The 13,311-nt window shown below is 49.6% G+C and carries 14 protein-coding genes; 8 read left to right on the top strand and 6 right to left on the bottom strand.

Annotation, left to right across the window (positions count from 1 at the left end; genetic code table 11):
• Positions 1-51: 51 nt before the first annotated feature.
• The 4 genes from AC27N8_RS05765 to AC27N8_RS05750 all read right to left on the bottom strand — a co-directional run bounded on the left by AC27N8_RS05765 (position 52) and on the right by AC27N8_RS05750 (position 3,184).
• Positions 52-816, bottom strand: a complete 765-nt coding sequence (locus AC27N8_RS05765) for a HesA/MoeB/ThiF family protein (protein ID WP_487064858.1) — start codon at positions 814-816, stop codon at positions 52-54.
• A gap of 2 nt (positions 817-818) precedes the next feature.
• Positions 819-1,628 carry a HesA/MoeB/ThiF family protein gene (locus tag AC27N8_RS05760; RefSeq protein ID WP_487064856.1) on the bottom strand — a complete coding sequence of 270 codons (810 nt, stop codon included), beginning with the start codon at positions 1,626-1,628 and terminating at the stop codon, positions 819-821.
• A 176-nt stretch (positions 1,629-1,804) separates the two neighbouring features.
• Complete coding sequence (locus AC27N8_RS05755) at positions 1,805-1,990, bottom strand: hypothetical protein (protein ID WP_487064854.1); 186 nt, start codon at positions 1,988-1,990, stop codon at positions 1,805-1,807.
• 33 nt (positions 1,991-2,023) lie between these two features.
• Positions 2,024-3,184: a hypothetical protein gene (locus AC27N8_RS05750; protein WP_487064852.1), complete on the bottom strand. Its 1,161-nt coding sequence runs from the start codon at positions 3,182-3,184 to the stop codon at positions 2,024-2,026.
• A gap of 483 nt (positions 3,185-3,667) precedes the next feature.
• On the opposite strand from AC27N8_RS05750, the gene AC27N8_RS05745 reads away from it, so the two are divergent.
• The 6 genes from AC27N8_RS05745 (at position 3,668) to AC27N8_RS05720 (ending at position 10,286) form a co-directional block, all read left to right on the top strand.
• Positions 3,668-4,129, top strand: a complete 462-nt coding sequence (locus tag AC27N8_RS05745; RefSeq protein WP_487064850.1) for a hypothetical protein — start codon at positions 3,668-3,670, stop codon at positions 4,127-4,129.
• A 101-nt stretch (positions 4,130-4,230) separates the two neighbouring features.
• Positions 4,231-4,503, top strand: a complete 273-nt coding sequence (locus tag AC27N8_RS05740; RefSeq protein WP_487064848.1) for a MoaD/ThiS family protein — start codon at positions 4,231-4,233, stop codon at positions 4,501-4,503.
• A gap of 184 nt (positions 4,504-4,687) precedes the next feature.
• A complete protein-coding gene (gene moeB / locus AC27N8_RS05735) occupies positions 4,688-5,845 on the top strand; it encodes a molybdopterin-synthase adenylyltransferase MoeB (protein WP_487064846.1) in 1,158 nt (385 codons plus the stop codon).
• Positions 5,846-6,089: 244 nt separating this feature from the next.
• Complete coding sequence (locus AC27N8_RS05730) at positions 6,090-6,593, top strand: MarR family winged helix-turn-helix transcriptional regulator (protein WP_487064844.1); 504 nt, start codon at positions 6,090-6,092, stop codon at positions 6,591-6,593.
• Between the two features lie 221 nt (positions 6,594-6,814).
• Complete coding sequence (locus AC27N8_RS05725) at positions 6,815-8,077, top strand: ROK family transcriptional regulator (protein ID WP_487064842.1); 1,263 nt, start codon at positions 6,815-6,817, stop codon at positions 8,075-8,077.
• Positions 8,078-8,315: 238 nt separating this feature from the next.
• Positions 8,316-10,286 (top strand): RICIN domain-containing protein, encoded by a 1,971-nt coding sequence (locus tag AC27N8_RS05720; protein WP_487064840.1) that lies wholly within the window; start codon positions 8,316-8,318, stop codon positions 10,284-10,286.
• Between the two features lie 138 nt (positions 10,287-10,424).
• Here AC27N8_RS05720 and AC27N8_RS05715 read toward each other — a convergent pair whose 3' ends face one another.
• The gene (locus tag AC27N8_RS05715) at positions 10,425-10,973 is read right to left on the bottom strand and encodes a DUF6939 family protein (RefSeq protein ID WP_487064838.1); all 549 of its coding nucleotides are present in this window, start codon (positions 10,971-10,973) and stop codon (positions 10,425-10,427) included.
• Between the two features lie 106 nt (positions 10,974-11,079).
• Positions 11,080-11,646, bottom strand: coding sequence for a TetR/AcrR family transcriptional regulator (locus AC27N8_RS05710; RefSeq protein WP_487064836.1), 567 nt, complete (start codon positions 11,644-11,646; stop codon positions 11,080-11,082).
• A 167-nt stretch (positions 11,647-11,813) separates the two neighbouring features.
• On the opposite strand from AC27N8_RS05710, the gene AC27N8_RS05705 reads away from it, so the two are divergent.
• Together AC27N8_RS05705 and AC27N8_RS05700 are read left to right on the top strand one after the other, a co-directional pair.
• Positions 11,814-12,773 carry an LLM class flavin-dependent oxidoreductase gene (locus AC27N8_RS05705; RefSeq protein ID WP_487064834.1) on the top strand — a complete coding sequence of 320 codons (960 nt, stop codon included), beginning with the start codon at positions 11,814-11,816 and terminating at the stop codon, positions 12,771-12,773.
• 325 nt (positions 12,774-13,098) lie between these two features.
• Positions 13,099-13,308 carry a ferredoxin gene (locus AC27N8_RS05700; RefSeq protein ID WP_487067909.1) on the top strand — a complete coding sequence of 70 codons (210 nt, stop codon included), beginning with the start codon at positions 13,099-13,101 and terminating at the stop codon, positions 13,306-13,308.
• Positions 13,309-13,311 lie beyond the last annotated feature (3 nt).

The raw sequence follows: 13,311 nt of genomic DNA, 5'->3' as shown, positions 1-13,311 counted from the left end.
ATCGTATCCTCCTGCGACAAAAAGCGTCTTGCCTCTTTGATATTCAGCACATTAGCGTTCACTACAAACGGGACAATCGAAGCGACGTTTAATTTGAAGATGGCGTGTCATATTATTTTGGAGGTCAAGAAACCAGAGCACATCTTTTAAGGGAGTTCCAAAGTTGCTGGCGATCTTGATCGCCTCCATGGCGGCAACGGCACCGATCATATCCGAGCAGGGACCAAAGACGGGAAAAGCCTGGATCGAGTTCCAGTTACTCGGTTTTTCGGGATAGATACAAGCCAGACAGGGGGTTTCACCAGGAATAATTGTCGTGACATATCCCTCGGTGCTGTACATGGCAGCCATGACGAGCGGTTTATTCTGGCGAATCGCCTCTCGATTTAGCAAATAGCGTTCCTCAAAAAGTGGTGCCGCATCCACAATCAGGTCTGCCTGCTCCACCAGAGCAACGACATTGCGTTCATTGATATTATCCGCCAGGCCGGTCAACTTGAGCTCAGAATTCATAGCTTGTAGCCGTTCGAGAAAAACATCCATACAGGGACGGCCGATGTCGGCTTGCATGATCAATGGCCAGCGATTGAGATATTCTGGAACGATTGATCCGCCGTGAGCAAGCACAAGTTGACCAATCCCGGCGTGAGCCAGGCGCATAGCTACCGTACCACCAACGCCTCCCACTCTTGATATCAGAACGCGCTTCTGCTTCAGGAGTTGCTGTCCTTGTAGGCCAAAGCCGGGAATGCGGATTTGACGTGCATAGCGCTCAAGTTCGAAGGAACTGATATCGACCAAAGAAAGATCTCTCATGTCTATTCGACTCCCTGCCGGGGTGTTGCGACAAGATGGCTACAGACTGAGCAATCGCTGCGACGTGTGATCTGCATCTTGCGAAACGTATTGGTTGTGAGGTCGCCATAAAAAAGCTGATTTGTCAGGAGTTGGCCGCAATCGGTGACTATCTTAATAACCTCCATCGTTGCCAACGTGCCGACAAATGCCGCGCTTGGAATGATCACAGGGAATCCCTTGATCTGCCAGGAGGAGGGGGGCTTGGGATACAGGCACGCCAGGCATGGTGTCTGGCCGGGAAAGATTGTCGTAAGGTAGCATTCGAGGCCGAACATCGCCGCCATAATAAGTGGCTTCTTTTGTTGTACCGCCTCCAGATTCATCTGATAGCGTTCTTCAAAAGCAGGTGACGCGTCCACCACAATATCTGCCTCGTTTACCAGACGCGCAGAGTTTGAGGCATCAATGTTTTCAGTTTCAATGATAACGTCAACGTCGGGATTGACACGTTGGAGCATGTCACGGAATGCTTCTACTCTGGGACGGCCGATATCCTGGCGAAATGTGAGTAGCATCCGATTCAAATTTTCAGGTTCCACGATTCCATCATGGGCGAGCACCAGGCGACCAATCCCAGCGCGTGCCAGTTCCAGTGCTACCGTTCCACCCAGGCCACCTGCACGTGATATCAAAACAGAAGTATTTTTGAGACGCGCCTGACTCTTAGCATTAAAACCTGGTAGAGATAGCTGTCGCTCATAGAGTTGGTATTCAAAAGCAGTTAGATCTGGCAATTTTTTTTCAACGTCTGCCCCATATGCATGTATCAATGTAATGGATACTCCTTACTTGCACATATGCAGAGGAGATGCCTGACACGAGAGCATGACCGGGCATCTCCCTCCCACTATCAGTCTTTACAGCAAGGTACTTGTTTCACATATAAACGCAACAGCGTTTATATGCTTTAAGCTTTTCAAGAAACGTTCAAACGATGCGGTCGTCTCTATGCCTGGGACGTGCAGCTGGCACATGCCGGAGAGACTACTGCAAGTAAACTGGGGCTGACGAGCATCATGGCGCGATTGCCATCGAGCTCTTCCAGATCAAAGGTAAAATCCTTCGCGCTGGTCGTATCGAAACGTGAAGACTCCTCATGCACATCTACTGTGCGCTCATTCGTTGGATGCATAAAACACCTCCTTGAGTGTTCATAACTGCTGCCTCAGAAAAATCGAGACAGAACAAAAACGACAACTTTAAAAAGAAATTCGCCTGCCACAAAACAGATCCAGAGTGTGAGCAAGACATTTAATGCGCCGTACGTGGCCAGAATAAACTGTTGATGCCATGCTGACTGCTCTGGTGGTCTGCCCGAGAACAGGCGAGAGAATGTGTGCCAGAGATACTGATAGGCTTTGCGATCAAGATTGGGAATACGTAACCAATCAGAGAAAGCAAAGTAGCCATCTGTGCGGAAAATTGGAAACAGATTATAGAGTGCGGTGAGTATACCAGCCACCATCAATGCGGCCGCCCATGGCTTCAGGGCATCTCCTGGGGGAAGCACTTGCCACAGGATTGTTCCCAGTGAGCCGCATAAAAAAGAGGCCAGTGGGCCAGCCAGACTGACTGCGACCCGTGCCCAGCGGGAACTTAAACGCCATACCTCGCCGATCTCGACATAGCAAAAAATGCCTGCCCAGGGGCAAACGGCCACGCCAAAATAGCCAGGCTGGCGTCCGAAATGCTGGAGCGTCAGTCCATGAGCTGTTTCATGTAGAATCATGGTAAAGAAAAGCATCAGCAAAAATTGTCCCCAGGTGACCAGAGAAACTTCTGCATAGAGTTGCATGACCTCCATCATGACCCCTTGATTCCATCCACCCTGCCACAGCATCCAGCTTGCCAGCAGTCCTAGCAGACAATATCCGGCCAGAGCCAACGGCGAAAATAACCAGGATGCGGAATTTGTGAGTGGTTTCAAGAGAGGTTCCGTCGGGAAAAGCCGCCAGCGTCTGGTAAAACGCTTTGGCGCGATCAGATCTGCAAGGCGAGAAATCTTGCTGGCTCCAGGATCGGTAGTTATCTCTATACTGCTCTGAAAAAAGCCCTGTCTGGCGAAGCGATGTAGCGCTGCCTCCAACTGCTCCGGACGCAAAGCAATGTGTGTCTCCTGAGCGTACTGCACTAGCAGATCGTTTGTCGTATGCTGTCCATCGCAGAGGCAGAGGAGTGCATATAACGACGCTCCGCATTGCCAGTAGCGTTCGAGCGCGGGATCCTTGATCAGGTAGCGAAGGGTATCCCCGTCTTGCTGCTTCTCGATAATCAGATCGGAGCGCAAACATGGATGAGCAACTACCCTTTCTGAGAGCGCCATCATGAAATACAGCCTTTCTTGAAGCCAGAATATCTTACGAAATTTCCATGCCAGGTCAGTTCATACCTGTTTGGTACAGCAACGCTTTTTTTATTGTACCATATGATTGTTGCAAAAATCAATAGTTGCGTCATGCAATTGTTTGGGGAGAGAAATAAAGATCCAGAGTATAATCTATAGATTTCTATTTCAGCTTTCTCTCCTAAAGTAAGGAAAAATGAGCACTACCATTTGTACTGATTACACAGGTAATAGATAAACATACCAATAAACTATTGATTTTCACAAAAAACTAGAGTACACTTCCAGGTATAAATCTTTGACCATTAGGATACAGTCCTAAGTAGAAATACTAAGCGATCCCAAAAACTAACCCCTCGCATTTGTGTCAGTTATTATATGTCAATATATCTAGTAGCATTTTGTCTTTTATAGATGTGTAGAAGCATAAAATAGCCTTGCTCTCGCTAAACTAAGGAGAGGTTTATGCAAGTGAAGCAGCTACATTTGTTGAGGTGGAGTATTGTTCTGATGCTGTTTGGCTTGATTGGCTTAACTGCTTGTATCGGCCAATCGCCCTCGTATCAGGATGTAACTATCACGCTGACCGGGAAAGCCATCCAGTCTTCACTGGATACATTTGATGTCAATACGGCCTATAGATTCACCGTGACCAATAAAGGGAAAACGAGTAGTGAATTTCTCATTATGCCTCCTCCCAGTCATACTCAGCAGACGCCTGAGGAACATCTGTATACTCTTGCTCTCGCGAGCGTACGCTCTATTGCCAGTGGAGAGACAAAAACGCTCGATTTTACTTTTACTCATAGTGATGTAATGCGTTACAGTACAGGTATGGATATGCGTGGATTTGAATTCGCCAGCCACTTACCTGGACAGTATAAGGCAGGTATGAAATTACCTATTTCCCTTGTTCCAAGCCAATAAGCCGTTTTCCATACAGTAATGCTTGTTTTCATTGTTATATACTCATTAATTGCCATGCTTATGCGAGTAGTGATGCTTGATTATCAGGAAGGGAGATCCTTATGATTAACATACTCATACCGAGCTCAATGCGTGAATTAACCGACGGTCAACCGATGTTGCAATCGACAGGTGAGACTATTATGCAGCTCTTTGAGCAACTGGAGCATCGCTGTCCAGGACTCAGTGCGCGTTTATATGATCAAAAAGGCCAGATTAATCCTTACATAGCTGTCTTTGTGAACGGTCAATCGATTCGCGATCTCCAGGCACTATCAACGCCTTTGAAGGATCACGACGAAGTACAAATTATCCCCGCTATCGCTGGGGGGTGATCCCTTCCTCACACCCGCATCCTGCTCACCCTGATTGAAAGTGCTTACTTTCAGTTATCCATCTCTCATAGATTGCATCTTTTCTGTTGAGACAGTTTGGAACATGATACATGTATCTCATTTTGTATGCTGTGATTTTGCTATTCCGCTGTATATAGCGCGATAAGGAGTACTCCAGATAATCATGGATAGCTTAATACAGATGAGCATGAGCACGAGCGAAATTGCTCGATACAGTCGCCATCTCCTCCTGCCGGAGGTTGGTATGGCAGGCCAATTAAAATTAAAGCGAGCGAGCATGCTTTTAATCGGCCTGGGAGGACTGGGCTCTTCCCTGGCTCTCTACCTGGCGGCAGCCGGTGTTGGCCGTCTGGGCCTGATCGATAGCGATGTGGTCGATGAGAGTAACTTGCAGCGGCAGATTCTTTATTCCACTGACATGGTGGGACAGAAAAAATCGCAGGCAGCGCGTGATCGCCTGACGAAACTGAACCCTTTTATCCAGATTGACACGTATGAGACGCATCTTTGTGCGGAAAACGCGCTAGAGATTCTCTCCCCTTACGACATCATCATTGATGGTACTGATAATTTTCAAACGCGCTATCTCACCAATGATGCATGTGTCTTGCTGCACAAACCGAACATCTATGGCTCAATCTTCCGCTTTGAAGGCCAGATTGCTCTCTTTGGCTTGCCGGATGGCCCTTGTTATCGCTGTCTTTATCCTGAGCCTCCTCCACCCGGACTCATGCCCTCGTGTGCTGAAGGAGGAGTACTGGGTATTCTCCCAGGTATCGTGGGATTACTTCAGGCAACCGAAGCCATCAAGCTCGTGCTTGGACAGGGAAAATCAATGGCGGGACGCCTGCTCTTTTTCGATGCACTTCAGATGCGTTTCAGCGAAATGAAAATTCAGAAGAGCTCTACCTGTCCTGTCTGTAGCGCTCATCCCAGTATCACCACGCTGATCGATTATGACGCTTTTTGTCAGATCGATACGCCTTCTGAACCCCCTTCTCTGCATGAAAACATTACGCCGCAGGCTCTCCAGCAAGCCATGCAGCTCGGACAACCAATCACTTTGCTCGATGTCCGCGAAGCTCATGAGTGGGATATCTGTCATTTACCCGCTGCTCAGCTTATTCCGCAGCATACGCTTCCCGCTCACTTACACAAACTTCGTCAGGATGAAGATATAGTTGTCTATTGTCGCAGCGGTGTACGTTCCGCCAAAGCCATGAAGCTCTTAAAAGAGGCTGGCTTCCCGCACGTGCGCAGCCTGGATGGAGGGATTTTGCGTTGGGCACAGGAAATTGATCCTCAGATGCCTACCTATTAAATCAGTAGCGTCTTAAATCAGTAGCGTCGCACGCTCGCGTGCGATGTCCCACTCGACGTACGATCAGGCCCCAGCGTGGCGCGCCGAGATCCTGTTGGCTCGTACGAGTCACAGGGACATCGCACGCGAGCGTGCGACGCTACTGAATCGCATCTTTTGTATGATGAATTGTTGAATAGAACAACAATCATATGGTATACTATGCTAAATACTATACTCATCGGGAAAGGGAGAGTACTCGCTCGTGACTATCCAGGAAAAATTATTGCAGCAACAAATTCAAGAATTTACGCGCCGCTTTGGACTACTGGCCCAGGATGTCACGCCTTGTAATTATCCCATCTCGCCTTCACAAGCTCATGTGCTCCAGGTGCTCACGAAAAACGAAAAAATGACGCTGCAAGCTCTGGCTATGCAACTCAATCTGGATAAAAGTACCGCTAGCCGTCTGGTGACGCAATTGGTTAATCTTGAATGGATTGTCCGTACTATCAATCAAGACAATCGCCGGGAAATTCATATTACTTTGACTGATGCTGGACGTGCCATTCAAGATCAAGTACTGGAAGCAAGCGCTGGAAAATACCACAACCTCTACGAACGTCTACCCTCAGAAAAACGAGCGGACATTATCGAAGCGCTAGCCATGCTCAATGAGGCACTCTGGGCTGAACAAACAGCTTCAACGCGAAAAAGCAAGGTCCAGGGTGAGAGCCTGGAAACTTCTACACCCACCTTGATAAAATGAGTATACTGACCTGCTCAATTGAACCCCCGCAGCCTTTCATGGAGAGCTACTCTTCTCTCTTTGCTGATGTCTGTGCATCCCGAATCATACTATTTGAGATGTAAAGGATTGACATGACACATGTCTATGATTATACTTGTTTTTAGAGAGTAGTTAAAATAACTCTTAAATAAAGTTGTTGCGTAGATTGAATCAATGGTTGGAGAGGAATCTTTACCTCTATGGGGCTTAATCTCACCGCGCGTGATCTCAGGCGGATGAACCGTCGTACGGTCCTGCAAGCGATGTTCTCTGATGGGGTCATTAGTCGGCTTGAGTTGAGTCAGCGCTCGGGTCTGAGTACTGGAACCGTGACAAACGTGGTCGCGGAACTGTTAGCGGAAGGCATTATCCAGGAATCAGGATTTGAGGCGTCCCAGGGCGGACGGCGGCGGACGGTACTGACGCTGAATCGCGAGTATGGCTACTTTCTGGGTGGCGAGATCGGGGAGACGGATGTGGCCGTTGAGCTTTTTGATATCACATTGCAGAAGCTTCAATCAGTACGCTATCCCTTGCCGTTAGAAGATAACCATCCGGCTCAAGTGATCCGTTACGTCGTTGACGGCGTGAAATTCTTATTACAGGAAACTCAAATTTCGGCGGAGAAGATCTTAGGTCTGGGACTGGGCTTACCTGGCATCGTAGAACATACGGAGAAGGAATTGGTCTCCGCTCCCGCCTGGAACTGGGAACCGGTGCCTTTGAAGTCAATGTTGCAACAGTATTTTTCATTTCCCTTGTATATCGAAAATGGGGCGAAGGCCATGGCAATTGCTGAGATGCGTCTGAATCCCGGGCTTCCACGCGAGACGATGGCTGCAGTCCATCTTGGTACCGGTGTCGGTATCGGTATTTTCTATGAAGGGAAGCTCTATCGAGGGGCGACAAATAGCGCTGGCGAATGGGGTCATACGATTGTGGCTCTGGACGGGCGTAGCTGTCGTTGTGGACATCAAGGCTGCCTGGAAGCCTACATAGGTGCGCCAGGAATCTTATATCATCTCAGTGAAATCGATGCACAGCATCCATTGCTATCCGGTAGCGATCGCAATGAGATCGGCACGCTCCTGGCTCTGATCGAGATGGCTCGCGCTGGCGATCCCGTTGCCACGCAAGTTATCAACGATACACTCCAATATCTGGGTGTTGGTATCGCCAATCTGATCAACCTCTTTAATCCGCAACGCATCACTATCGGGGGATGGTTGGGGCTGCAATTAGGAGATTTCATCTTTCCCGCATTACATCAAGTCGTCAAACGTTACGCTATCTCGCCCGCACTGGAGATTGCAACGATGAGCTTGAGCACTCTGGGAAGGGATGGCGTGAGTATTGGATCGGCTATTCTCTGTCTGGAGGATTTTATTGAGACTGTCGGAGGTGGCAAAGACGTCCCTTCGCCTGAGACTCTTTTCCCTGTATCGAAGGAGCGCGTTGGATAAGGGAAAATATCCTGTCGCGTATCATCTACTTTCCCATCATTATGAGCCAGCTGAGAAGCGTACTTAATGGTTTCTTTGTGATGGTGGTTATCTAGACAACTTAACAAATGGATGTCCCGTTGAACCGACATCCGGGAAAGGGGCGTGCTGAGAACTTCCCTATGGTAGGGAAAAGATGTCGTGGATTGCATCATCTTAAGAAGTTTGAAGCTTTTCGTAAACATATCAAGGAGGATATATGACTCAGAGATTGAAATCTCGCATTGGTATTTATGCATGTGCCTGTGCTCTCCTGATTATTGCACTGGTCTTCTCAATTTTCCAAAATATGACCGGTGCGCATGCCAGCGGTGAAGTCGTCTCCGTATGGTTGACCACGCCTGATCAGGCCCATCTCCTCGCCTCCCAGGGTAATCAGACCTTTTCTAACACGGTTAGTTCGAATGCGACCACGATTACCGTGAACGAAGGCACCACCTATCAGAAAATGACCGGCTTTGGTGCCTCGATGACTGACGCCGCGGCCTATCTTATCTATGACAAGATGAGTACGGCACAGCGCACAACCTTGATGAATAATCTTTTCAACGCCTCCAGCGGCATCGGACTCGATTTTCTGCGCCAGCCGATCGGCGCTTCGGATATGTCCTTGAGCGAGTATACCTATGACGATCTCTCCTCGGGAACCGACACAAGCTTATCCAAATTTTCGATCGCGCACGATAACTCGTACATCATCCCGGTTCTCAAGCAGGCGCTTCAGATCAACCCCAATATCAGCGTCATGGGCACGCCATGGACCGCTCCCGCCTGGATGAAATCGAATAATTCGATCAATAGTGGTGGCACACTCAATTCAAGCGACTACTCGGTCTATGCCCAGTATCTGGTTGATTTCATCAAGGCGTATCAGGCGCAGGGCATTCCGATTACCTTCCTTTCTCCTCAGAACGAACCTCTCAACACGAACAACATGCCCACCATGAGCTTCCCCGCTGGCAGTGAGACGACTTTTATTGCCAACAATCTGGGACCGGCGCTGGCAGCAAATGGACTCTCAACCAGCATCCTGGGCTGGGATCACAACTGGGATGTGCCCAGTTATCCGACTACGATTATGAGCAACTCGACTGCCAATAGCTACACTCCGGGTACCGCCTGGCACTGTTACGGTGGCGATGCGAGCGCGATGACGACCTTTCATAACTCGTATCCGAGCAAAGACATCTATGAGACTGAGTGCTCCGATGGAACCTGGATCGGCGCGAACTGGCCTACCGGCTTCCAGAATACTATCGAGCTCTTGATCAATTCGACGCGTAACTGGAATAAGAGTGTGGTCCGTTGGAGCATGGCGCTCGATACCAATAACGGCCCTTATGTCAATACACCGGATGCCTGCTCAACCTGTCGGGGAGTAGTCACAATTGATCAGAGCACCGGTAACGTTACCTACAATTCGGATTATTATGGATTGGGTCAGGCCAGCAAATTTGTCACTCCCGGAGCCTCGCGTATCGACTCAAACTCCTTTGGCTCTGGCAACCTTGAAGATGTCGCCTTCAAGAATACTGATGGCTCGAAAGTGCTTGTAGCGTACAACGGCGGCTCGGGTAGTAATACGTTCCAGGTCAAGTGGAACAACGAAGCCTTCTCCTACACGCTGCCAGCGGGAGCAGCAGTGACCTTCAAATGGTCCGGCAGCACGACCGCGACCACTCCAACGGCCACCGCGCCGACCGCGACGCCGACGTCTACCGGGACGGGACCAGTTGTGGGTAGTTACTACTACATCACCAACAAGAACAGCGGTAGCGTCATCGATGATACCAGCTGGTCGACCTCCAACGGCACTGTCATGCAGCAGTGGAGCAAAGTCGCTGGTCAGACTGATCAGCAATGGACCTTTGTCCCTGCGGATACAGGCTATTACTATATCAAAAATCGCTATAGTGGATTAGTCCTCGACGACACGAGCTGGTCGACCTCAAACGGAAACCCGATCCAGCAATGGAGCAATGTCACAGGCCAGACCGATCAAGAATGGCAACTTGTCTCGGGCGGTGGGGGATACTACTATATCCTCAATCGCTACAGCGGCCTGGTGCTCGATGTGACTGGACAGTCGACCGCCAATGGAGCCGTGATCCAGCAATGGGCCGAGGTCAGTGGTCAGGCGAATCAATTGTGGAGTCTGGTACAGGCATAGCCAACTATCAATGGCCTTCACAAGGCTTAGCGATCCTGTTGCTTGAGTAGACGGACGCGTAAGAACAATTTAGATGCTGATCCATTACGAGTGTATGAAGCTTGTAGTGGATCAGCTTGTTTTTACTGCATAAAAACTTTATTGAGGCCAATTTCCTTCGAGATACAATTTAATCAGCCCGGCATGCGAAAGTGGCTTTGTGAGCACATTGATATCGCAATTCGTCTCATAATCGAGCAAAATAATCATTTTATCGTGCTCAATCTGCTTCAGCTCGGCAAGTTGATCTTGTAGATACTGCTCAAGTATCCAGCGATAGCTGGGCAGATAGATAAGATGGCGTGCATCCAGATAAGATAGTAATTGCTCCCCCGCCACCCCCTTGCGATGTCCAAGCACCCTGCCATTTGATCGCACTGAGCGCTTGATACTTTTCATCGTCGTAATGCCAAACTTCCTTGTATCGACATCGGCCTGCTCGAACACCTTCAGCCCCTGCCAGATGCCCTCCACGCTGTGACTGATCCAGCCCTCCGAAAATGGCACCGGGATGGCTTCATGTGGATAAAAAGGACTAAAGCGTACCCATGGTTCAGCGCCGCGTGACGTCACGTCAAAAATGCTGGCCTGTGGATGAAGGCTCTGAAGCTTCTCCAATGATGTCCGCCGATTGTAGATCGCGATCACTTTTTTCCGTCCTCCAACTATACATAATTGCAGATAGGTTGTGTAGATATATAGAATCTGACATGTTTATCTTCTTTTTCTTGCTGATAAAAACGTGCATCAAAACTTATTTTTTGGGTTTGATTGAGGGGCCAGCCATGGCAATGCTGATCTGGACTAGCCAGTCGGCGAGCTGCTCAGGTGAACAGGGCTGTTCCTGCTCCAGCCACCAGGCTACGGCACCAAGACCAGCGTAAGCAAGACAACTGAGTCTCAGATCGACAGGAGACTCATCAGTTCCTTGCATTGTGGGCTGCTGGGCGGAAGCAGAGCGGAAGCGCTTTTCTGTATTCTGGCGGAAGCGTTGCGTGAAGAGAGGATCTCCTTGTGGACCGAGCATCACACGGTAGAAGTCGGCACGTTGCTGGATATGTTTCAGCAAGTTAAGCGGACCTGGTGCATCCTGGCTGGCGGTTAACTCGTAGATCTCGTTCAGATATTGTTCGAGCAGGTCATATTTGTCCAGGTAATGGCGATAAAAGGTTGATCGGTTGACCATAGCTCGTTCGGTAATGTCGCCTACTGTCAGCGATGCAAATCCCTTCTCTGCTGTGAGCTCGATGAAAGCCTGCTGGAGCAGTTTGCGGGTGCGACGGACACGTATATCCTCGCTGGCATCTGACTTTTGCGTCAATTTCTCCTCCTATGTTGGATATGCAACAATTTCAGTTTTTTTGCTGATTGACCCTTATTCTATCTCCTGTTAGGCTGGTTTTGCAACAGGACGTTGACTAAACAACGCTACGATGTGTAAATTTATGAAGAATGTTCTCGAAAGAGAAGATAGAAAGGAATGCATGTATGGAACAAAAGCAAGAAGTCCGTTCTTTACGAGAACGTGTTGGCCTCTCAGTTGCGCCAACAGATCCAGCCACGCTGGTTGCGACTCTGGTCGAGATTGATGGGGCAGGTGTTGATCACATCTGGGTGGGCGGTCCAGCCTGGAATCCAGATCTGCTCACGACGCTGACAGCTGCAGCCATGCGCACAACGCATCTTATATTGGGAACAGGAATTGTGCAAATTTTTTCGCGTCATCCAGTGTTCCTGGCTCAGCAGGTTGCTAGCTTTAACTCCCTGGCCAAAGGCCGGCTGCGGCTCGGTCTCGGCACTTCATCGCCAGTGTTTGCCAAACTTGTCTATGGAGTAGAGATGGAGTCTCCACTGGCCTATTTGCGCGAATATGTTCAGGTACTGCGCCCTCTGCTCCAACAGGGAGAGGTCCATCACCAGGGGCGTTACTTTACGGTTGATGCTTCTCTGCAAGGATCATCGCAAGTTCCCCTGTTCATTGCAGCCCTTGGACCAGTGGCGTTCCGCCTTGCTGGCGAAATTGCTGATGGTGCTCTGCCAGCCTGGTGTCCAATCCCTTACTTGCTCAAGACCGCTCTTCCTGCACTCAGCGCGGGAGCCGCAGCAGTTGGACGCGCCCGCCCACAGCTTGTGGCCCATGTGCCGGTCGTCCTGACTGAGGACCGCGAGATCGCATTCCAGGTTGGACGGCAAGCGATGAGCTTTCCTGCTTCTCTCCCGAACTATCGCAAAATGTTTCTTGCGGCAGGCTTTTCGGAACAAGAGATTACAGCGGTCTCAGATCGCCTGCTTGAAAGCGTACTCGTTTTTGGGAATGAACGCCAGATCAAAGATCGCTTGCTTGAACTGCTCGGAACAGAGATCGATGAGCTGACAATTGGGCATATCCCGGTCTCTGATGCCGCCCGAGAAGGAATTCGACTGGCCGAACTTATTGGTCAATTGTGAATGCCTGCTTTGCGTGTCTGTGGGATGCATCTTTCAGAGTGATCAGAAGTGACCATCGGTAGGAAGCTCAAGGAAGTAAGAAACTCCTCATAAACACATGAGGAGTTTCTTACTTCCTTTGATGTCTCGTTGGAAGTGGTTAAGATGTCACATTTGGCTGCGTCAATTCGTGGCAGGGATACAAGTGCGCTGTGCGCTTGATGGATGGATGGATGAAAGCAAAGAGGGGAACTCTATGGATCAACTATATCGAACATCATCGCCAGTGAAAGAAACGCCATCGGCTCAAAATGAGGGCGATGATGACGGCTCGCGGGCAGGTCGCATGCGTATTGTTGTCGATCTGAATCGCTGCCAGGCGTACGCGCAATGCTGCTTCCTCGCGCCGGAGGTGTTCCAACTGCATGGCGAGGAGGCGCTTGTCTACAATCCCGAGCCAGATGAGGCCAGGCGTGATGAGATCTTACGAGCGGCGGCTGCCTGTCCTGTGCAAGCGATTATTGTTGAGCAGTTCGATGCCCGGGGGATGAGATGAAAG

The organism is Dictyobacter sp. Z7_2, from assembly GCF_057551105.1.
This window is presented reverse-complemented; position numbering and strand designations above follow the sequence as displayed.

Excerpts from the sequence above, each read along its gene's own strand:
- AC27N8_RS05750 (WP_487064852.1), bottom strand. The coding sequence starts at position 3,184 with ATGATGGCGCTCTCAGAAAGGGTAGTTGCTCATCCATGTTTGCGCTCC.
- AC27N8_RS05745 (WP_487064850.1), top strand. The coding sequence starts at position 3,668 with ATGCAAGTGAAGCAGCTACATTTGTTGAGGTGGAGTATTGTTCTGATG.
- AC27N8_RS05755 (WP_487064854.1), bottom strand. The coding sequence starts at position 1,990 with ATGCATCCAACGAATGAGCGCACAGTAGATGTGCATGAGGAGTCTTCA.
- AC27N8_RS05740 (WP_487064848.1), top strand. The coding sequence starts at position 4,231 with ATGATTAACATACTCATACCGAGCTCAATGCGTGAATTAACCGACGGT.
- AC27N8_RS05705 (WP_487064834.1), top strand. The coding sequence starts at position 11,814 with ATGGAACAAAAGCAAGAAGTCCGTTCTTTACGAGAACGTGTTGGCCTC.
- AC27N8_RS05700 (WP_487067909.1), top strand. The coding sequence starts at position 13,099 with ATGCGTATTGTTGTCGATCTGAATCGCTGCCAGGCGTACGCGCAATGC.
- AC27N8_RS05720 (WP_487064840.1), top strand. The coding sequence starts at position 8,316 with ATGACTCAGAGATTGAAATCTCGCATTGGTATTTATGCATGTGCCTGT.
- AC27N8_RS05725 (WP_487064842.1), top strand. The coding sequence starts at position 6,815 with ATGGGGCTTAATCTCACCGCGCGTGATCTCAGGCGGATGAACCGTCGT.
- AC27N8_RS05765 (WP_487064858.1), bottom strand. The coding sequence starts at position 816 with ATGAGAGATCTTTCTTTGGTCGATATCAGTTCCTTCGAACTTGAGCGC.
- moeB (WP_487064846.1), top strand. The coding sequence starts at position 4,688 with ATGGATAGCTTAATACAGATGAGCATGAGCACGAGCGAAATTGCTCGA.